The following is a 21414-nucleotide window of genomic DNA, read 5'->3' on the forward strand; positions in this document are numbered from 1 at the left end:
TGAAGGCGCGCCGAAAATAGATAAAAAGCCGTGCTATAGTAGCGGTCTTGAAGGCGCGTAGCTCAGCTGGTTAGAGCACCACCTTGACATGGTGGGGGTCGTTGGTTCGAGTCCAATCGCGCCTACCAAGAGATCTGAACAAAATCTCTTGGAATTTCCCGGGAAACAACCAGAACCCGGTACCCAATGAATGGAGGCTCATGCCTCCATTTTTTTTGCCTGTCCATCTTCGATTTGTCAGGCCGAGCGCTTCAGCGCATCGTTCCGCGTGCTTTTGAACGGCTCAGGCTGCCGAATCGGCCTGCCGGAGCCTGGCACAAAGAAGGGATTTTTCTGTTCATGGCCAGTCCAACGGGATGTCAGGATGTTCTTGAAGATCCTGGCCATTCCGAAAAATGTGGCGATCGGCGTGCGCGCCACTTTTCCTCGTGCTGATGGCGTGTTCAGCGCGATCTTCACGGGGCCCATCGACTGGTCGAGTGCCGCTGCTTGAGTGACCAGGCATGTCCTGATCAAGCCCACATAGGCCACCTTGGGGTTTTTCGGCGTGTTGGCGATCGGTGTCTGGCAACAAGCTGCGTACCACCGCAAGGGTCCCTTGTCGGTCAAGGTCAGGCAGGCCAGTTGTTCGATGCCTGCGGTGAAACGAATGGAGGCGGGCAGGGTGGCGATGAGTTCGGTGCCGCCCCGGCGGTTCAAGACATCGCGCTCGTGCTCAAGCATCCGGGCGTAAGACTGGCAATCTTTGCAATAGCAAATGGCCCGGCCATAGGCCTTTCCCAAATCAACCTGGCCCCGCAGGGTGCCGCATTGGCAGCGCAAATGAATTTTCATGGCGCATTTCACTCAAAGTGATGGACATGCCAACTCTGGCAAAGCGCGTGCCAAAAAAGCTTTCAATGCAGCAAATCAATACAGAACGCGGCTGCGGATGGTGCCCGGGATGCTCTGAATCTTTTGCAGCGCCATTTCTGAATAGGCCGCATCCACATCCATCACCAAGTAACCAATGGACTCGTTGGTCATCAGGCTTTGCGCGGCGATGTTGATGTTGTTCTCGGCGAACACGCGGTTCACGTTGGACAGCACGCCCGGCACGTTCTCATGGATGTGCAGCAGGCGGTGCTTGCCCGCGCCCAGTGGCATGGTCACTTCCGGGAAGTTGACGGCTGACAGGGTGGTGCCGCAGTCCGAGTAACGCACGAATTTTTCGGCCACTTCCAGGCCGATGTTCGCTTGGGCTTCGAGCGTGGAGCCGCCGATGTGCGGGGTCAGGATCACGTTGTCAAAAGCGCGCAAGGGCGACAGGAACTCTTCGTCGTTGGCCTTGGGCTCGACCGGGAAAACGTCGATGGCCGCGCCACCAAGGTGTTCGCTTTGCAAACTGGCGGCCAAGGCGTCGATGTCGACACAAGTGCCCCGCGCGGCATTCATGAAAATGGCGCCACGCTTCATTTTGGCGAAGTGCTCGGCGCGGATCATGTTCTGCGTGGAGGGCAGTTCAGGCACGTGCAAGGTGACCACGTCGGCCACGCCGAGCAGCTCGCTCAGGCTGCCCAGTTGGCGGGCATTGCCCAAAGGCAGTTTGGTGACGGTGTCGTAGTAAACCACCTGCATGCCCAGAGACTCGGCCAGCACCGACAGCTGCGAGCCGATGTTGCCGTAACCCACGATGCCCAGGGTCTTGCCTCGCGCCTCCCACGAGCCTTCGGCCGATTTGCTCCAACCGCCACGGTGCACCAATGCGTTCTTTTGAGGGATGCCGCGCAGCAGCAGGATCAATTGGCCCAGCACCAGTTCGGCCACCGAGCGGGTGTTGGAGTAGGGCGCATTGAAAACGGGCACGCCTTTGCGCATGGCGTGCTGCAGGGCCACCTGGTTGGTTCCGATGCAAAAACAGCCAATGGACACCAGCTTGTTGGCGGCCTCCAGCACGGCGGGCGTCACCTGGGTGCGCGAGCGGATGCCCAGGAAGTGCACGTCGCGGACCTTCTCGATCAGGATGGAATCATCAAGCGCCGTCTTGAGGTACTCGATGTTGGTATAGCCGTTTCTATGCAGCACATCCACGGCGTTCTGGTGCACGCCTTCGAGCAACAGAAAGCGAATCTTGTCCTTGTCGAGCGAAAGCTGCTGCATGCCTGAATCCTTCATCTGTGGTGTTGATCAGCCAGACGCTACCATGACGAAGGTTTTCCACTGAAAGAATGGTCATGCCGATCGCACCAGACATCCTTGCCCGACTCCAGGCCATCGTGGGCGAAAGCCATGTCAAGACCGAGGCCGACAGCTTGAAGCACTGGGGATGCGACTGGACCAAGGTGCGCGTGCCCGCGCCATCGGCCATTGTTTTTCCTTTGACGGTTGAAGAGGTTCAGGCCATCGTGCGCCTGGCCAATGAATTGAAGCTGGCCCTGGTGCCCTCAGGAGGGCGCACGGGTTTGTCGGCGGGGGCGGTGGCGGCCCAAGGCGAGATCGTGGTCAGCTTCGACCGCATGAACCGCATCATCGAGTTCATCCCCGAAGATCGCCTGGTGCGCCTTCAAGCCGGCGTGGTCACTGCCCAACTGCAGGCTTTTGCCGAAGAGCAAGGCCTGTACTACCCGGTGGACTTTGCCAGTGCAGGCTCGTCGCAACTGGGCGGCAACATCGGCACCAACGCAGGCGGCATCAAGGTCATCAAGTACGGCATGACGCGCAACTGGGTGCTGGGCCTGAAGGTGGTCACGGGCAAGGGCGACCTTTTGGACTTGAACAAGGGCATGGTGAAAAACGCCACCGGCTACGACCTGCGCCAGTTGTTCATCGGGGCCGAAGGCACGCTGGGCTTCGTGGTCGAGGCCATGATGAAGCTGGACCGGGCACCGCGCGATCTGCGTGTGATGGTGCTGGGCACGCCCGACTTCGCCGCGGTGATGAAGGTGCTGGCGGCGTTTCAAAAGCAGCTCGATTTGACCGCCTTTGAGTTTTTCTCGGAGCTGTCGGTGCAACTGGTGACCAAGCACCAGGGCGTGCCACGGCCGTTCGAGGCAGCAACGCCGTTTTACGCCTTGCTGGAGTTCGAGGCGTCGAGCGAGAAGGTGGTGGACGAGGCCATGGCCTTGTTCGAGTCCTGCGTGGAGCAGGGCTGGGTGGTGGATGGCGTGATGAGCCAGAACCAGACGCAGGCCAAATCACTGTGGCGCTTGCGCGAAGGCATCTCCGAGACCATCTCGCACTACACGCCTTACAAGAATGACTTGTCGGTGCTGATCCAGCACGTGCCGGCGTTCATCGCCGAGATCGATGGCATCGTGGCCGAGCAGTACCCAGACTTCCGAGTCGTCTGGTTTGGCCACATCGGCGATGGCAACGTGCACCTGAACATCCTCAAGCCGGACGATATGGCCAAGGACGATTTCTTTGCCAAGTGCGCGACGGTGAACACTCAGATCTTCGAGACAGTGGCGCGGTATGACGGATCGGTGTCGGCCGAGCATGGCGTGGGCCTGACCAAGAAGCCCTACTTGGGCTACAGCCGATCACCGGAAGAGTTGGCCTACATGAAGGCCGTCAAGCTGGTGTTTGACCCGAACAATGTGATGAATCCGGGCAAGGTGTTTGACCTTTGAAGGGCTGGGCTGCCGATGGATGCGTGCGGCTCACTGCAGCACACCGATCACGATCAGGACACTGTTGCCGCCCGAGATCTGCGCCGGGCCTTCGCCTCCGTGCGGGTCGCCCATCTGCGCGGCCCGGCCTGGGTCGATCTTGTCAGCCCCTGTGTTGACCTGGGCGCCGTAGAACACGCTGTCGATCTGCACCTTGCCCCGCACGCCATAGAGCATGGGTGACTGGTTGTTGAAATAATCAAGCTGGCTGCCGGAGCCCGACAGTTCAATGCGGAAAGCGGGCTTGTCGGCGGTGCCATCCTTGCCCAGGTAGGTGTACGAGATGTCACCCCGCCAGTCCGACAGCTTTATGGATTGACCGCTGGTGGATGTGATGCCCGCGCTGCCACCCACCGCCAATGAGCTGCCCCCGCCCAGTTTGAAATCGAAGGACCCGAAGGGTTGCACGCGGTTGACCGAGCCGGCCGTGGGGGTGCCACTGGCATCCTTGGGGGCCAGGCTGTCTTCGGCCTTCCAGCTCATGTGGGTAACCTTGAAGCCGACATTTTTGAGGGGGCCTTCGGCAGGCGCATAAGCCAGGCCTTCGGTGAAGAACATGGAGGTGAGCTGTTTGGCCTGTGGCCCGCTGTAGTGCCCGCCAACGTCGGCCAGGATGAACATGCCCTCGCTGCCGAACAAGGCGCCAGCCCTGAATCGCGCATCGGCCACGCGGCCCTGGTCGGCCAGCTCGGGCGTGGGCCGCAGGCGCTGGTAGTCGCCCCAGACGCTGCCTTGCCAGCCCCGGTATTTGCGAGGGTCGTCCAGGTCGGCGGCGCCCAGCTTGTTCTGGTCATTGGGTGCCACCAGCTTGGCCAGGTTGACCGTGCCGCCCAGGTGCAGCAGGTCGCCACCGTTGGGCCCCGAGGCCGCATCCACGTTCAGCCCGGTGGGCAGGTTGCCGCCAAAGTAGCTGTCTTGGGCATAGTAGGGGTGGCTGGGCGTGAGCAGTGGCCCCACGTCGAAGATGCCCGGCGCCTTGAGCTTTTCCTTGAAGATGAGGCCGACCATGGTCTTGGCCAGCAGCAAATCGGCGTTCCAGGTCTCATCGACCAGGCCGCCTTCATCAGGGGTGGGCGTGGCAGCACGGTCCTTGGTCATGAGGGCGATCTGCGCTGCGGAGGCCAGGAAGATCAAGGTCTGGTGGTTGTCCTTGAGGCGCTTGAGGAAGGTGTCGCTGCCCAGGTATTCATCGACGCGCAGGCCGACGATGCGGCTGACCAGGTCCGTCTTGATCGAGTTGCTGGGCGTGAGGGGTTCGATGGCGTCGAGGTATTTGCCGAAGGTGGACAGGTTGCTGCCGAAGCTGTCGCCATATTGCAGGCCGCCCACGCCCCCATTGGGCAGGATGGCGGCGCTGTACAGCGCGCCATACGAGGCCGACTCGGTGCCTTTGAGTTTGAATTTCTGGCGCTCGTCGGCCGAGAAGTCCGTGCCATAGCGCAAGTCTTGGTAAATGTCGCTGACCAGCCCGACCACGAGTGGGTGGTCTGCCGCCTTTTTGGCAGCTTCCTCCAGCTTGGGGTCGGCCTTGGCCTCCGTTTTGGCCGGGTCTTTTCCATCGGCCGTGGGTGGCGTGGCTGCGCTGGGTTCACGTTGAATCACTGGCCCTGTCGAGCTGATGGCGGCAGGGGCGGCCATGCGCATGATCTGATCAGCGACCGCGTCAGCCTCTTGCTCCAGCGCATCGCCCGGCGTGCTGACCGTGGCTTTGCGTTGCACGGTGGCCTCGGTTGCCACGTTCTTCTTCAAGGTGTCGAGGGCGCGTTCATAGGCTTTGGTCTTGCGTTGGCCGGCCTGCTTGACGCCATTCCAGAAGGCCAGGCGCTCGGTGGCATCGGGGTTGCCCTTCGCTTTCTCGCCGGTCCAGTGCGCAATTTTGGCGTCGAAGTTGTCGCCACCGGTTTCCCAGCGATCTTCTGGGCCAGTGCCGCCAAAGTTGGCGGTTTTGCCGTTCATCTCGGTCGAGGCCTGCACCCCGCCGCTGGCGTGCATGGCCGCCGCGGAAAAGATGAAGGCGTATTGTGGATCCGCGGCGGCCGTTGGGTTGGCCTTGACGGCTGCGGAGGTGGCCCGCGCCAGAGCCGCATCATCGGTCTGGCCTTGCGAATCAAGCCGCTCGGCCTGTTCGTCCAGGTAGGCCAGGGCTTTGATGTACTGCTGCCGGAAGGTGATCTGCAAGGGCCCCCGACCAGCGAATTGGCCAACCACGGCCGGATCGGCCTGGGCAGTCAGTGAGCGCAGGCCGCGTGATTCGACAGCGGCGTGCGTCAGGTACAAGGCTTGCGCTTGCAGGGTGTCGATCTGCATCACCCTGAAAGCCTCGGTGAGGCGATCGCCCGCGCCGGTGGCAGCCTGCTTGATCTGGGCCAGGTCTTTGTCCCCATAGCCGGGGTCGGTCATCACCGCTTCCACGTCAGCGTCGGTCAAGGCCTTGCTCATGTCCATGCGGGTGCCGGTTTGGCCCTTGGGGCCGACGGCTTCGCTGGCAGATTCCAGGTCCGCCTGGTGGCGCGTCTTCTGCTTTTTGTCCTGGCCAGTGAAGGTCACGTCCTCGCCAATCGTGCCCCGTTCGGCGCCGTAGGCCGTGGCTGGGTTCTTGCCGTAGGCCTTGTTCCACTTTTTGTTCTTGATCTCTTCCTCAGCCTGGGTTTCGGCATCCACGATGTCGTAGAACTCGCGGGCGATGCTGCTGGGCCCGGTGCTTTGGCCGTTCTGCTGAATGACGTGCGTGAGTTCGTGGGCCAGCAGCCGTTTGCCCCCCTCGGTGTCGGGCGCGTATTGGCCAGCGCCAAACACGATGTTTTGCCCGGTGGTGTAAGCCTTGGCCTGGATGCCTTTTGCGGCCTGCGCCGCCTGGCCATCGGTGTGGAGCCGCACCTGGCTGAAGCCCCGGCCAAAGCGGGGCTCAAAGTAAGACCGCAGTTCATTGGGCAGGGCCTGGCCGCTGCGCTGCGCGGTCTCAACAGCCGTGCGGGTGTCCAGCGGTTCACTCGCCTGGCCGGACTCTTGGCGGGCTTCTCGCTGCAAGGTGGCCGACTGGCAACGTGGGCAAGCGCCGCCACAGGCGCAGCCTGATGGCGAGCGCATCAGCTGGCTCAATGGCCCCGAAGGTGCCGCAGGGGCAGTGCGCCTGGCCAGTGCGGGCGTTTTGGGGGCATGGGCAGGCGGAGATTTTTGAGATGACATCGCGGCAACTCAGGGCGTGCATTCAAGTTTGATTTTGGTGCCAGGCACCGGGTGGGCCTGGTTGTAGGTGTCGATGGTGGTGCCCACGCAATGGGTGAGCTTGTTCGACGCCTTCTCGGCACTGGCCGCGTAGGCCTTGACGGCGGCTTTGTAGGTGGCGATCTCGTCGGTGAACTTTCGGCGCGTCATGCCGCTGGTGCCGTTGAAGGTGGGCAAGGGGTGGGCCTTCAGGTAGGCGACATAGTCCAGCCCATGGTTGCCTTCGTGCCAGCGCAAGGTGGTGGACGCCGGGTTGACCTTGCCGCCAGCGATGTCTTCGGTCGTGGTGCCGCGCCCATAGCCCGAGGTGGTCGAGCCGGGCATGCCTGGCGGGTAGGCGGTCTGGATGGTGGCCAGGTTGGCGGGGGCGGTGAAGGTGTCGATGGTCTCTGTCTTGCCAGAGATCAAGGTGGTGAATGGGATGTCCACCGGGATCAGCAGGCGGGTGACTGGCGTGGTGATGCTGGGGTCCACCATGTCCGTCAGGATCTTCACGCTGGCGCCGCTGGATGTGCTGAAGCCCACCTCGCCGCTCAAGGGATCGACGGCCTGCCCTTGGTCAAGCGGTGTTGAAATGCCCGTTTCCTGGCGGTGCGCCGACTGCCAGGCCCACATGGGGATGCGCGCGCTGTTGATGCCATAAAGCGCATCCTCGCTGGTGCTGAGCGCGGTGGCAGCCTTGGGCATCAAGGCCCGGATGGCACTGATGTACGCGGCTTGGAGGTCTCGGTCCAGCAGGGTGTCGCCGCTGAGCTGGTCCTTGATGAGTTTCTGGGCGTCGGTCACCTTGGCGTACCAGCCGTTGATGTCGGTCTCGAAAGAGGCGGCGTCCACCTTGCCCTGGGCACTGCCGATCGTGGTGGCCGCGTTGGTGAAGGCGGCGATGGCGGCTTTGACGGCATCGCGGTGGTCCTTTTCAGTGGGGGCGCCGGGCTTGGGGTCGCGGGCGATCACGGGGCCGGCGGTTTGGGTGATGGGCAAGGTGGTTGGCGAGGCGGACTGGCAGCGCTGGCAGCCCCCGCCGCAGGCGCAGCCTTGTCTTTGCACGGTCGGGCCGGTTGCAGGAGATGCGTCGGTCCGCGGGCCAGGCGTCTGCCGTGGTGTGGTGGGGGGGATGAGCCGGGTGGTATGGGCCTGCGGGGCCTTCAAGGCAGGCATCTGGGCTAGCCTGCCGTGTGGCCAACGCAGGATGCGGGCGCGGCTTGTCCGGACACCCGTGCCGCGAATGATTCGAAGCAGGACGAATCTGCCCGGCGCAAGGCATTGGGGGCATGCTGGAGCATGGAAAACCACACGTGGAAGGGTTCGTGCAGCAGGGTCAGGCCGCGCTGGTCGGGCGTGTTCCAGAAGGTCGGGCACAGCACGATCAGGCGGTTGCCGGGGCAACTGAAGGCGAAGTTGGTGCCGCAGGCGCCAGCGGTGCAGCCCACGAGCTTGAAGTTTTCGCCACCCAGGCATTGGTAGCGCAAGTAGCCGCTTTCCAGCGTGGTGCGGACACGGTTGAAGCGGGTGATCTGCTGCTGGATGATGGGGAAGTGGGCGCGGTTGGTCAGCGTCAGCCCCAACTCCTCCTGCAAGATGGTGTCGAACGCCGCGTCCACCGGATCGCCTGCGCGCGCCGAGTCCAGGTTGGTGGTGAGCTGGTCTTCTGCGGCTTGAGCCAGCGTGATCGCTTTAGCATCGGCATCCGTGATGGCCTGCACGACTTCGTCGCCGGTGAGGGCCGGGTTGGTCAAACCATCGGCTTCACAACTCACATTGGCCCTGCGCACCAGGCGGTTCACCATGGGCTCGGGCGCGGCCTGCTGCTGCACCACGTGGGTCAGTTCATGCGCCAGCAGTTGGCGGCCAGACTGGCTTTGCGGCGTGTACTCGTGGGCGCCAAACACGATGTCGGCACCCACCGTGTAGGCGCGGGCATTGATGCCTTCGGCGGATTGGGCGGCTTCGGCACCATCGTGGACGCGAACTTCGGCCAAGTCATGCCCAAAGCGCGATTCCATGAAGTCGCGCGTGGACGAGTCCAATGGCTTGCCGGGCGATCGAAGGCCGCTGGCCACGGGGGTGCCAGCCATGGCCGCATCGGTGTCGCCGATTGGTTTGCGCCGAACAGCGGGGCGATCCTCAGATTCGCTTTGCTCGATGGGTGCGCTGGGACTGCGCATGACCTTGTCGGCGACCTGGTCCGCCTCGCGCTCCAGGGCATCGTCCGGTTCGCTCACGCGCAATGACGAGGATGCCCCGGCCTGGCAACGCGGGCAACTGCCACCGCAAGCGCAGCCGGACCGCTGAACCAGCGATGGCGGCCGTCCCTGCGCACGCCGCACAGGCTCGCCTTTGGAGAACCTGGCCCGCGCCGGAGACCTGGCCAGCAGTTGGTGGTTCATCATGGCGAAGACTCCTCAGCGTTTGCGTTTGGCGGCGGCAGGCTTGACTTCGGGTTCGTTGTCGGGGTTCTTGGTGGCTTTGGTGGTGCTTTTGCCCGGGGCTGCTCTGGGCTTGGGGGCTTCTTTCGCCACGTCCGTGAAGGCAGGCCGCAGCTTGAGCTTGTCCAGCTCACCCGCTTGAAGCTTTGTTTCATGGGCCGTCATCTGCCCTGCGTTCAGCGAGAACGGCTTGCTGCCCTGCGGCACCAATTTACCGTTCTCGCTGCCAATCTGCAATGTCAGCTTTCGGTTGGCGCCGATGGCATCAACTTGCGCGGGTTGCAGGATGAAGGCGTAGTAGCCAGAGGCATCGGTGGTTGCTGGCGCCACGCCCGCCACAGGCTTGCCGGCTTCGTCGATCAGGGTGACCTGAACCTGCGCGGCTGCCTTTGATGACTCGTCGGTGATGCGCCCTTGCAGCAAGGTCTCGGTTTTGGTGACGGGGGGCACGCGGATGTTGGCGATCTGGACCTCGACCTCCAGCGCGGCCACGCGTTGCAGCATGCTCTTGCTGGCATTGGCGTAGTGCTTCACGCGTGGGTCGTCCGGGTTGACGTCCGATCGAAGGCGGCGGGCTTCTTCTGCGATGAGCAGGCGGGACGCCAGTTGCGCGTCGAGCACCATGCCGAGCAGGTCGCTACGCTGATCCTGCAAGGTCTCGAAAGCACCCTGCAGATCGCTCTTGTAGGTTTTTTGTCCGGTGTTGGAAATGATGGCCATGACGTCACCCGTGAGGTTTGAAGAGGATGCCGGAGGTGGTGCTGCGGCTGGCGCACAGTGCGCTGGGGTTGAGCACCTGGTTGCCGACCTTGACCTCGGCCATGGCCGGGTTCATGTCGTTGGCCACGATGCAGTGGTCGCCCTGGTTGAAGCTGGCGTTGACGAGCCGCACGCCCAAGGCGAACAGCGACAGCAGAGTTTCGGGGCCGCGCTCGCTGAAGCGGTTGTTGGTGGCACGCAGGGTGTTGCCCATGAGCAGCCCGTTGGCGAACAGGTTGCCGCTGCGCAGGCTGAAGGATTGGTTGCTTTGGTAGGCCAGGTCGTCCATCGAGGCGATCAGGTGGCAGGTGAAGCTGGTGTTGCTTTGCCCGGTGCGCGACTGGTTGTCGTTGAACATCACGTTGCCGGCCGGGAACAGCCGGGCCACGGCGGTATCGCGCTGAATCACCATGGCGGCGGGCGCGGCATGCAGGCCGGTGGCCGCTTGCGTTTGCGCACCGGTGGCGGCCTCCTCGCGTGTGGCAGGTGCGGTGTTCGCCGTCAGGCTGCCTTCCCTTTGAAGCTGCAAGCCGGCACCCGCGTTGTTGACCCCGCCCAGGTCAAAGAGGAAGACGGTGCCGGCCATGCGCTCCTGGGCACTGAGCCCTGACAGCTCGCTGGAGAAGGCGTTGTCGTTGCATTGCACAGGCCCGAAGGCCACCGCGTACAAGGCCAGGCCCACGGGCTGATCAACCAAGTTCTCATGGATGCGCGCGGCAGGGCGCTGGCTGAAGGCCTCGCCTTGCGCCATGGCCTGCCGGTCCAGCAGGTTGAAATTGCTGACCAGCTTGATCACGATGCCGCCCCGGTGCCCGGGGATCAATGATTCGGTCGTGATGTCGGGGCTCAAGGGGCCGTTGTTGACCAGGCGGTTGTGGGTGATCTCCACGTCTTCGCCGTAGGCGATGAAAATGCCGCACACCGGGTTGGCACCTGTCACGCCGTTGTCTTCGATCTGGTTGTCAACGATGGCCAGGGCCTCGCACAGGCCCAAGGAGATGCCGCCCAGGCCTTGCTTGGCGGCCGTGCTGCGCAGGGCGTTGTCGAAGAGGTTCAACAGGCAGCCGGTGATCTGGTTGCCCAGGATGCGCAGGCCCACCACGGGCGTGCCAAGCTGCCCCAGGGCCGTTGCCAGGGCGCTGCTTCGCAGCTTGCTGGCTTCTTGCGTGGCTGCGGTCACGCCAATGCCGGACAGGCCCATGGCCGTCAGGGTGTTGCGCTCGATGGTGATGTCATAGAGGAAGCCGCTGTCTTCGCGCGTGGGCTTCTCGTCGTCTTTCAAGGTGATGGTGAGGTCGAAGCGCTGAGCGCCCGGGATGGGCTGGAGGTCCAGCTTGTCGATGCTCAAGCCCGGCTCGCCTTCGGTCACGCGGAAAGTGGCGGGGTTGCTGCCGAAGCGGAAAGTGCCATCGGCACCGCTCACTTCCACCCGGGTGTCCCCCGTGGCGGTGTCCGTCAGGGTGATCTGCACACCTGCACGCGGCTTGCCGTCGGGGCCGAGCACCAGGCCGATCACGCCCGATTCTTGCGGCAGGGTGAAAACGTGTTCGGGCTCTGGTTCGGGGGCTGGCAGGGAAGCACCCAAGGTCACGCCATTGCCGGCGCCGCCGACCACGGTGTTCTCCAGCACCCGCACGCGCTCACAGCCACCGCCCAACTGGATGCCGCCCAAGGCCCGGTAGGGCTGCGTCAACAGGGTCAATGGGAGCAGCAGGATCTCCCAGACGGTGTTGACGTAGCTGATGAACAGACGGGGGTTGAAGTAGACGATGTCGAGCTTGGCGCAGGGGTCGTTGGGGTCCAGTGGATCGGGTTCGGTGGGCACGTCGATCGGCGGCATGCGAAGGGCGGGCACCAGGCGGATGTCGTTGCGCTCGATCAGGCTGTCGTCACCCGCCAGGTAGATGGCCACGTCGCTGCCGCGCTTGTCCAGCATGCGGATGCGGTTGTGGTGGATGTTGGCGCCTTTGACATTGCGCGCACGGATGGCGTTGGTGCAGGCCAGGATGCGGTTGTGGGCCACTTCGATGTCCACCACCTCACCGGCCTTCTTGGCGCTGATGACGATGGCGGTGCCACCCAGGGTCACCATGTCCATGTGTTCCAGGCTGATGTTGACCGAGTCGCGGATGGTGAAGATGGGCAGCTTGGCGCCGTCTTTGCGCGGGATCACCTTGGTCTTGGTGTCGCAGCCCTTGATCTTGACATTGCGCCGGCCGTCGATGACGGCGTTGGTCTGGTGCAGGCCGGGCAGCAGGCAGATCTCGCCCCCGCTGGCAGGCAGGTGCTGCAGAGCTTCTTCGATGGAGTCGAAATCGCCATGGCTGGTGCGGCCATCGCCCACGTTGTAGGTGCAGCAGATCTTCTGGTTGGTGAGCGGGCGGAAGATGCGGCGGCAGTCGTCGATCTGGCCGGCGGCCCAGGTGATGGTGGTGGACGGCGCGGCGTTCCAGTTCAGGATGGCCAGGGCGACGCGGTGGTGGTGCACGCCTTGTGGCGGTGCGTTGGCCGGCCACACGGGCGGTTCGAAGGCGGCGCCCGAGGCGCGCACCGGGAAGGTCCAGTAGTCGCCAATCTGGTAGTTGGCGTTGCTGGCGGTGGCGGCGTCAAACTCCAGGCGGATGCCGTCTTTCAACTCGACCGGATTGGGGCCGCCGACCGGGAAGTTGGCGACGAGTTCGATGCCGTTCCACAGGCGGAAGAAGCCGGTGGCGGGCGTCACGGCGGGCCAGGGGCCTTGCACATTGGTGAGCGACAGGATGCCGTCTTGCGACAAGGTGGCATCGGCGGTCAGGGTGATGCGCCAACTGCCCAGGCCGGGGTCAAAGGCCAGCGCTTCGAGGTAGAAGTCGGTGACCCCGCAGTGGTTGATCATCTGGTCATTGGCGGTGATGGTCACCGTGCCGGTACCTGGGGCCGCTGCCGCGTACAGGCCTCGGCCGACCAGGCCGCCGTTCCACTGCGACCACTTGAAGCGCGCCCGATTGGCCGCATCGGGTGCGGCCACTTCGATGCGGTACAGGTAGTGTTCCAGGCCGGTGTATCCGCCACCGGCTTCCAGCGGACAGTCGCCCGTGATGGTGAGCACGGGGGCAGGCGACACGGTGAGCTTGCCTTTGGCGCCGAAGTCATCGGCCAGGCCAGCGGCCGCGCTGCAATCGTCGTTGGGGCCCAGGCGCAGCAGCTTCAGATTGGCGAAGGACTGGGTGCGCTCGGTGGTGTCGGGGCCGCCCAGGGCCGGTTCGATCAGGTTGAGCGGGTCTTGGAAACCGCTGACGGTGTCTTCCCACACGTCCAGCACCAGCAAGTCGCGGACGCCATCGGCGATGCTGGCGGGGGTGGCTTGTGGCGTCTGGAATGGCGGCGCGAAGTAACTGGCGATGAAGGTGGACGGCAGGTCCAGGGTCATCGACAGGCCATCGGCCCAGGCCCGCCCGGCATCCAGTTCAACCTTGACCAGGGTACCGTCGGTGCTGGCGCTCAGCGCCTTGAAGGCCTTGGTGTTGGACGAGGGCACGGCCAGCACGCCAGGGCCAAAGGTGTCGCGGCCCACGGCAGACTGCCAAGTTGCAGCAATGGCGGCGGCCTCGTTCCAGTCACGGTCCAGCAGCACGCGGCCTTGCTGGTGCAGCACCCCCGAGTAGTGCGGCTCCGTGTCAAAAGCCAGGAATGAAAAATCGCCCTTCATGATCGTGTCCCTCAAGTGATCGGGATCAGCACGGGGCGCACGCCAACCGGCATGAACTCACGTAGTCGGATCCCGATGTTTTTCCATTTGTGCGTGTTGAGCAGGTAGCCGAAAGCCCCCATCTCGTCGTCGTGGCTGCCGCCTTCGCGGACGCGCCGGTCGCAGTCGGGCCGCAGTTGCGCGTAGCCGGGTTGGCCGAACCATTCAGAGGTGAAGCGAAGGCGGGCGCGCGGGCCGAATACGCAGGCAAAGTGCTGTGGCAGCCGGTCGTGCTCGCCGCTGAACCAGCAGAACTTCAGGCAACTGCCGCGCTGAGGCAGGCCAATCTCCACCGTGTGGCTGTCCTGGTTGTCGTGCACTTCCAGGCGGTGCACGAACAGGCCGCTTTCGCCGCGCGCGGTTTGCACGCGGGTGCGGCCGAAGATGGTGACCCCCTGGATGACCAGGTCGGGGCCCCATTCAAGGTCGGGGTTGCCGGTGGCCGCGCCAATCGCCAGGGCGAAGGGCGTGGCCGCTGCAATGCCGCTGCCCGCGTCGACGATGCTGTCGCTCAAGGTCAGCAGGTAGCCGGTGTCGATGGCCAGCGGGCCGGTGATGCTGCGCTTTATTGTCAAGGCGGGTACCTGGTCGAAGGCGTCCAGGTCGGGCGAAACGAGACCGTAGTCGTTGCCCAGTCGCATGGCCCGGCAGATGGGCGCGCGCGTACCGGTCACGCTGCCGTCCAGGACCAGGCCGCCACCGGGATCGAGCGTGCAGCCCAGCACGTTCAACTGGCCAAGCGCGGCTTGCATGACGAGGGCATCGGTGGCCGGGAAGGCGGCATCGCCGGTGAGGTACAGGCCTTCCAGCGTCACTTCCAGTTGCTCGGCGTTGATGGCGCCAGGGCCGGTGATCTGCGTGGGCCTGACGCGCAGCGGCTGGCGCAGGCGAACCACCGGGCGTTGACCTGGCGCGCTGCGGATCCAAAGCGAATGGGCCAAGCGCAGGGACAGCACGCCAGCGTCATTGCCGATGCCGTTGATCGCGTTCAGGTCCAGCACATGGGTCTGGCTGTCGGTGATCTCGATGACCAGGGGGCGCGTGCGGGCGGGCAGACCGTCCAGTGCCTTCTGCAAGGTCAAGGGGTCGTCGAACCAGTTGATGGTCTTGAGCTCGTAGGTTTGCTCGGCGGGCCAGGTGGCGGGCAGGGCAGATCGCTTGACAGGCTGCGCGCCTGTTGGGCCGGCCAGAGCGTGGGTGGCCGAGACCAGCAGCCCATCCTGCAAGGGTGTGGCTTGCGTGGCCGGGTTGGCATCGGGCACGCCAAAGACCAGGCGACCACGCTCGGGGTCGATGACGACTTCCCAGGCGCGCAATGGGGGCGCCAAGCCCGATTCCCAGGCGCAGAGGTTGGCGCCCCGGACCTGCCAGGCCTGGCCCAGGAAGGGCGTGGCGGGCAGGTGCAGGACCAGGCCGACGGCGTCCGGGCCCGGGTGGGCGTTGCGCGGATCGCTGTAGGTTTGCACGGACACGTACTGGGCAGAGCGACCAGCCGGGGTGCCGTCGGTGAGGCGTGCCGTGGGCATGGGGCCGGGTACTTCGTCTTCGCTGCCCAGGCGGGGCGGATCGTCGTCGGCGTGGAAGCGGTGGGTGTTGAACAGCGGCCAAGGCTCGCCCTCCGCGTGCACGTCAAATCGCACCGCGAGCGCGGCCGAACCGGGGCTGGGCGGCACGGGTGCAGTCAGCCTGAACACGGGGCGCGACAAAGGCACCTGGAAATCCTCCAGGCGCCACAGCAGCACGGCCAGGTTGGGCAGGTTCCAGCCCGACATGCCGAGCGTGGGTGGCTTGACGTCCACCACGCGGGCGAATGGGTCGAAAGCGCCATTGACCAGGGACAGCAGAGCCGGGTCGCGCAGTGATGCCGTGCCGCCGCGCACGGCCGAGCGCATGTCGGTGCGAAGCTTCAAGGGTGGCGTGCCGCCCGCATCAGGCCTCTGGTGGTTGAGGTGTTGGTTCCAGGCCAGGCGCTCGCGCATCTCGACCGCATGGGCGGCCCAGCCGGACAGTGTGAACACTTGGGACTCGACCGCGCCCAGCGTGCCTTTGCGGCGCCGGTGGAAGACGGTGCGGGCCACGTCGGCGCGCAAGGTCCACGGGTCGCCGGACAGGCGTGTCGTGCCCAGCAGGTCGGCGATGTAGGCCACCACCCAGTCGTCGCAATGCTCGACGAACAGGTCGTGGTACTGAACATCGGTGCGGGCATGCAGCGCGGCCATCGCGTCTTCAATGACACCCAGGAATGCTTGCAGTTGGCCCGGCGGCGTTTGCTCGGTGTCGCGGATGCGGTAGATCTCGGGGAGCCGCTCGAACAGGGGCTGGCGTGGTGAGCTCATGATGGCTGGGCCTCCTTGTCCGCGGCGAGTTGCAGTTGCAAAGCGGTGGATGGCAGTGAGAGCAATCGGTCGCTGGCGCAGGGCAGTGAGCGCTGGGTGGCGGTGGCCATGTGCAGAGTGGGGAAGGCCAAGCCTGACAGGAGCAACTGCGGCTGGTGCGTGGACATCCTGGTCAAGCGCACCCAGGCGACACCCGGCACGTTTTGCACCGCGCCCACCACTTGCGAGCCATGCGCGCTTTCGCCGAACTGTCGTTGCTGCCAACTGAACAGGCCGCGCGATGAATCAATGCCATCCCCTTCTTCGCCCGTGGCACCCAGGGCTTGCAGGATGGCGGCACGCACGTCTTCCGCGCGGCGAGTGGCTTGATAACCCACGACCAGTTTCAAGGCCACCTCGGTGCGCGCGCCCTGGACCACCAGCAGTGGGCAGCGCCCCGCGCCGCGCGTGCGGACGGCGGTGCGCAAGGCGTCGGCGGCGGCCAGGGCATCGGCCTCCAGCGCGCCGTCGGTCAAGATGGTGACGCGCACCAGCGGCGAGCCGTCCACGCTGACCCAGGCGGCACGGGCCTTGAGGACACCGGGGATGGACAGGGCTTCGGCTTCGTAGTCGGCCAGGCTGACGATGCGCCCCAGGCTTTGCATGGTGCCGGGTGCGGCGGTGCGGGCGCCGTCTTCGGTTTCCGGCTTGGCACCGCCGGTGACCGGTTCCAGCATGAAGACAGCGTCCAGCCCGGCGGGCTTCTTGTCAGCCTGGGGTTTGGCGTCCACCTTCAGCGGGCCATGTGCGCCATCGCCCGTGCGGTACACGGCGACGACGTTGCCGCGGCCTGAGCGCAGTCGCGCGCCCGTCTTGCCATCGCCAAACTGCACCCAGCTCTTGCCTTCGGCGTCTTCGCGCACGATGTAGACGTGCTCTTTGGGGCCACATCCAAACAGGCTGTCGACGCGGGTCCATTCGATGCCGTTCACCCACACCTGCACCTGGGGCCAGTGCGGTGGAGACTGCGTGGTGTCCAGCAGGTAGGTCAGCGGGGTCTTGGGCAGGGCGAAGGTCTGAAAGGTGGCTCGGGCATCGCCATCGCCCAAGACCACTTGCGCTTCGGTCTTGCCTTGCGTGGCCTCGATCAGGTTGCCGTAGACCGTGACTTGGGGATCGTCGTGGCCAAACTGCGCGTAGGTGAACTCGCGGTCCAATTGCACGCGATGAAAGCCGGTTTGGTTGGCATCGACACCCGCCGTGTCCACCGACAGTGCGGTGGCCTGGGTCAAGTCATCGCCTGGCCCTTTGAGCAGCAGGCTCCGCTTCGCCAGGGCCGCAGCCTCTTGCGCCGTGCCATAGAAGTGCAATTCATCGCCCTTGCTCGCCAGGCTGGGTGTGAAGTCTGCATGCAAGCCAAAGGGCTCGCCCACCACTTCGTGGAAGCTGATGCCACGGATGTCGGCATGGCCCAGGGTGGTGAACAACTCGGTGATGGCCAGCGAATCGTCCAGGCTCAGCACGGTGCTGGCGCCGCTCAAAGGCCCCCAGGTCAAGGATTGCCGATCAACCTGCGACACGCGCCGCTCCAGCAAGCGCTTGCGGTCACTGCCGTTGCTGCTGGCCCGCAGGTTGGCCTCGATCAGGATCCGGGTTCCGGCCACGACACTGCTCACCTCGCCATCCAAGGGCATTTGCGTGGCGCTCAAGCTGGGCACCGAAGGTGCGCCCGTGTTGGCGTTGAGCCGCCGTTTGTACGAGACCTCTGCCGTGACGGCACGCCCCAGGCTGTCGACCACGACCTGCTGCGCGGGCGCGTTGTGCCCGAAGTGCCGATGCGTGCTGCCCAGCTTCCAGGCTTGCAGGCGTGGCGTCGAAGTCAGCGCGGGCACGCCCAGGCCAGCGGCCAGGATGGTGGTCGAGGACAGCAAGCTGATGCTGGACGAGATGGCTGGCGCGCTCAGGCTGAAACTGAAGGTCAAAGGCAAGGCCAGCAAGGTCAGTTTCTTCAAGCTGGTGACGCCGCCTTTCATCTTCACAACCGTGCTGCCAAAGGATTCCCAGGTCTTGTCCACCACCAGCACTTGAAGGTGGTCGTAGGCATCGCCGCTGCCGCGCGCCACGCCGACCATCACGCGGTCACCCGCTTTCAGGCTCACGTTCGTGCCCGCGTCCAGCACCAGCGTGAAGGTGTCGGTGCCATGGCGGATGGCGGGCACCTGGCGGGGCCGGTACAGGTGGAACTGTGACAAAGCGGGGTGGGCGATCAGCTCGCGGCTGGTCTCGAAGACGGCGGGCTTGTCCTCGCCCTCAAGTTGCGCCTTGACGCCCAGGCCCATGGGCAGAACCACAGGCTGCGTGCCTTTGACCGCGAAGGCAAAGCGCGCTTTGCCGCCCACGCCCGGCGCCAGGCGGTAGCCCAGCAGGCGCACCAGGTCGGCCACACTGTCACGCCATTTGGCGCTGCGCAGGTAGGCCTCGTTGGCGTACAAGTCCTGGTAGAAGCTGAGGATGTCGCCCACTTCGGCGGCGGCTTCGATCAGGGCGATGCCGGGGTCGTCGGGCAGGCGGTGCGTCCACGCGGCCAACGCAGGGCTGGCGTCCAGCAAGGACAGCATGTGTTCGCGCAGGTCAGCATAGCTGCCGATGCGGTAGCCGATGGTGGACAGGCCTGGTCGGTTGAAGACCACCTTGGGGAAGTCCGCCGCTTGGCGGCAGTCGTTGTCGCAGCTCATCGGCGGCCTCCGGTGATCTCGAAGGTGATGCGGCCGGTTTCCAGGTGGTCCGGGTCATTGGCGACGACGATGATCTCGAAGGCGCCTACGTCCAGCTTCTCGGTGCGCGATTCGGGCAGGTCGGAGGGATCGATGTCGACCACGGTGATGCCACCGCCGGTGCCGGGGTTCCAGCGCCGCATGCTCAGGCGCAGCACGCGGCCGATGCCGGTGACCTTCAGGGCGCGGCCGATCAATTGGCTGGCGTACAAAGGCTGGCCAAAGGTCCAGGCGTCGGGGTTGAAGAAGCCGGAGCGGCCGTCGCGCGTCCAGCTATCAGAGAACTCTTCTTCAAGCGCAGCGCGCAGGTCTTCGGGCCAGTAGGCCTGCTGGGCGCACAGGGTCATCTTGATGTCCAGCGGCACATAGCTGGCGGGGCGCACTTCCAGGTCTTCGCCGATCAGGCGCACGGCCTCCAAATGATTGGCGATGGTCTGGCGCAAGGGTTCGGCCAGCACGGTGGTGCCCACGGGGTCGATGGCCACGCGCACGGTGCGCCAACTGCCGGTCCAGGCGTACCTGGCTTTGGCGTGCGAGACGCCAGGCAATTCTTCGGCGCGCTTGGCGTAGTCCTGCAAGGTCACCGCACGCAACTGGCGCTGGCGGTAGGCCTCGGGCACGCGGCGCACGATCTCGGCCACTGGCTCGGGGTCGCGCCCGTTGACCACGTCGAAGGGGTTCCACACTTTTTGAACCGCGCCGCTGGCATCGTCGAAGTTGACGAGGGCGTCGGCGCCGACATTGCCCTGGCTGCCTTGGCCCACGCGGTAGCGGCAACGAACCAAGGCGTTGGACGGCAGGGCCGCGCCATTGATGCCGTCGCCAAAGCGGATCGAGCTGCCACCCAACTCATCGGTCTCGATCAGGAAGTGCTCGTCGTCACCTTCGCTTTCGATCAGGTCGGACTGCTCCTGCCAGGGTTGGGCGAAGCCTTGCACCGAGACCTGCGCGGTGGTGCGCGTGGGCAGGTCGCCGCCGGGCGTGGTTGCGCGGTAGGCCAAGGGCGAGGCCGGGAACGGGCACAGCACGCCGCGTTGAGGTGATTCACTGCCTTGCTGGCGCGTGACGACCTCATAACGGGCTTCGTCGGTGGCCACCAGGCTGTGCTCGTCCACGCTGCCCAAGGGCTGGCCGGGCGCGCGGAAGGTGGTGATGCGGGGGCGGCCTTGCGTGGCGCGAACCAGGTTGGCGTGGAACAAGCTCACGTCGTTGATGACCACGCCCGAGCATTCGCAGATGAAGCAGAAATTCTGTTGCAGGGCGTCCTCAAGCAGCCAGCGCACGCGCACCAGCCATTCGCTGGTGAAGGGATCTTGCAGGGTTTGGGCGCGGGGCGTGGGGCCGCCCAATGGCAAGAGGCGCAGCAACTGGCGCTGGGCGGTGCGCGCGCCATTGGGGGTGCCGGTGGCTGGATTCAGGGCTTCCTGCACCAGCAGGTGATCCACGCCGACATCCACGTCTTCCGCGCCGGGTGCTGGTGCCTGGCTGGGGTGCGTTCCGAGGAAGAGATCGCGCAGTGACTCGGCTTGCGCCTGGGTGAGTGGCAACAGCCCGGTCAGGTCCGCTTCTGTGGTCCCTTTGGCCAGGGCGGTGACGGTGTCGCCCCAGGTGTACAGGCGCAGTGTGCTGAGGGGTGCAAAGCAGCGCTGGCGCCACTTCGGGCCTTCGCGCGGCATGGCGAAGATCACCGCGCCCGCGTCTTTCCAGTGCTCTCCCGTCCAAGCGCCGAACTCGTCGTTGGGCGTGGCGGGCAGGTCCACCGTGGCGGTGACATTCAATGCCAGCCAGGTGCTGGCCTGGTTGCCCTGGTGGATGTGGTAATCCATCAAGCGGGCATGGCGGGCCAGCGAGACGCGCTTGCGGGCGGTGGCGATGGCCCTTTCGTTCAAGACCCGGTCGTGGTAGTCGGCCTGCTCATCCGCATCGGCGGCGATCAGGTCGATCAGCACCTGGTCCAGATCGGCTTCGCTGGTGGGCGACCAATTGGGCACGCGTCGCATCATGGCCGCGATCAGCACGTGGCGGAAGGAGTCGTAGTCGCGCGCCAGGTAGTCGATCTCGGGTTCGATGGGGGGCGGTTTGACGCGCTCGGACGGCGTGCAGTTGAGGTTGAAGCAGCCCGGGCGGAACTTGAAGGGCAGGGCGTTGAGCAGCGGGTCCATCGCCAGCGGCAAGGCATTGCCCGGCGCGGACAGGCCCACGGCAGTGGTACACAGCAGGTAAGTCGAGTAGTCGCCCACCGGGGCGATCTTCAGTTTGAGCGTGTTGGCGGTGGCGCCAGCCTGCACCTGCACCACTTGAACCGGCCTGGCCGGGTTGCCCGCGCGGTGGCGCTCGGCGCCTTGCACCATGAAGGCCTCCTTGGGCGGCAGGGGGGCCAGGGCGTTGTCGTTCCAGAACTCGACTTCCAGCCAGGCAAAGGCGGGCTTGGGCGCTGCTTCCAGCGTCACATAGGCCAGCTTGAAGGCGTTCAGGCCCTTGGCGTCCAGGTCGCGGGCGCGGTCACTCAGGCGTTCTTCGTTGCGCAGCAAGGTCATG

11 protein-coding genes and 1 tRNA gene are annotated in these 21414 nt (G+C 64.9%); 2 read left to right on the forward strand and 10 right to left on the reverse strand.

Going from position 1 to position 21414, the window contains the following annotated elements:
* Positions 1 to 51: 51 nt before the first annotated feature.
* A tRNA-Val gene (locus tag Q7V20_RS21965) sits at positions 52 to 128 on the forward strand.
* Between the two features lie 109 nt (positions 129 to 237).
* Here Q7V20_RS21965 and Q7V20_RS21970 read toward each other — a convergent pair.
* Both Q7V20_RS21970 and serA read right to left on the reverse strand, forming a co-directional pair.
* Positions 238 to 834: a DUF6151 family protein gene (locus Q7V20_RS21970; protein WP_304795936.1), complete on the reverse strand. Its 597-nt coding sequence runs from the start codon at positions 832 to 834 to the stop codon at positions 238 to 240.
* 75 nt (positions 835 to 909) lie between these two features.
* On the reverse strand, positions 910 to 2139 hold the full coding sequence (gene serA / locus Q7V20_RS21975; RefSeq protein WP_304795938.1) for a phosphoglycerate dehydrogenase: 1230 nt from the start codon (positions 2137 to 2139) through the stop codon (positions 910 to 912).
* A 74-nt stretch (positions 2140 to 2213) separates the two neighbouring features.
* On the opposite strand from serA, the gene Q7V20_RS21980 reads away from it, so the two are divergent.
* Positions 2214 to 3611, forward strand: coding sequence for an FAD-binding oxidoreductase (locus Q7V20_RS21980; protein WP_304795940.1), 1398 nt, complete (start codon positions 2214 to 2216; stop codon positions 3609 to 3611).
* A 30-nt stretch (positions 3612 to 3641) separates the two neighbouring features.
* Here Q7V20_RS21980 and Q7V20_RS21985 read toward each other — a convergent pair whose 3' ends face one another.
* The 8 genes from Q7V20_RS21985 to Q7V20_RS22020 form a co-directional block, all read right to left on the reverse strand.
* Complete coding sequence (locus tag Q7V20_RS21985) at positions 3642 to 6737, reverse strand: DUF4157 domain-containing protein (protein ID WP_304795942.1); 3096 nt, start codon at positions 6735 to 6737, stop codon at positions 3642 to 3644.
* A 108-nt stretch (positions 6738 to 6845) separates the two neighbouring features.
* Positions 6846 to 8033 carry a hypothetical protein gene (locus Q7V20_RS21990; protein WP_304795944.1) on the reverse strand — a complete coding sequence of 396 codons (1188 nt, stop codon included), beginning with the start codon at positions 8031 to 8033 and terminating at the stop codon, positions 6846 to 6848.
* Between the two features lie 5 nt (positions 8034 to 8038).
* The gene (locus Q7V20_RS21995; RefSeq protein WP_304795946.1) at positions 8039 to 9265 is read right to left on the reverse strand and encodes a DUF4157 domain-containing protein; all 1227 of its coding nucleotides are present in this window, start codon (positions 9263 to 9265) and stop codon (positions 8039 to 8041) included.
* Between the two features lie 12 nt (positions 9266 to 9277).
* Complete coding sequence (locus tag Q7V20_RS22000) at positions 9278 to 10021, reverse strand: carboxypeptidase-like regulatory domain-containing protein (protein ID WP_304795947.1); 744 nt, start codon at positions 10019 to 10021, stop codon at positions 9278 to 9280.
* 4 nt (positions 10022 to 10025) lie between these two features.
* Positions 10026 to 13748, reverse strand: a complete 3723-nt coding sequence (locus tag Q7V20_RS22005) for a DUF6519 domain-containing protein (protein ID WP_304795949.1) — start codon at positions 13746 to 13748, stop codon at positions 10026 to 10028.
* A gap of 11 nt (positions 13749 to 13759) precedes the next feature.
* Complete coding sequence (locus Q7V20_RS22010; protein ID WP_304795951.1) at positions 13760 to 16123, reverse strand: hypothetical protein; 2364 nt, start codon at positions 16121 to 16123, stop codon at positions 13760 to 13762.
* The gene (locus Q7V20_RS22015) at positions 16120 to 18837 is read right to left on the reverse strand and encodes a hypothetical protein (protein ID WP_304795953.1); all 2718 of its coding nucleotides are present in this window, start codon (positions 18835 to 18837) and stop codon (positions 16120 to 16122) included. Before Q7V20_RS22015 ends, Q7V20_RS22010 begins: the two co-directional genes overlap by 4 nt.
* A complete protein-coding gene (locus Q7V20_RS22020) occupies positions 18834 to 21413 on the reverse strand; it encodes a putative baseplate assembly protein (protein ID WP_304795955.1) in 2580 nt (859 codons plus the stop codon). Before Q7V20_RS22020 ends, Q7V20_RS22015 begins: the two co-directional genes overlap by 4 nt.
* Position 21414: the final 1 nt, after the last annotated feature.

Source organism: Aquabacterium sp. (genome assembly GCF_030652515.1).
GTDB lineage: Bacteria > Pseudomonadota > Gammaproteobacteria > Burkholderiales > Burkholderiaceae_C > Aquabacterium.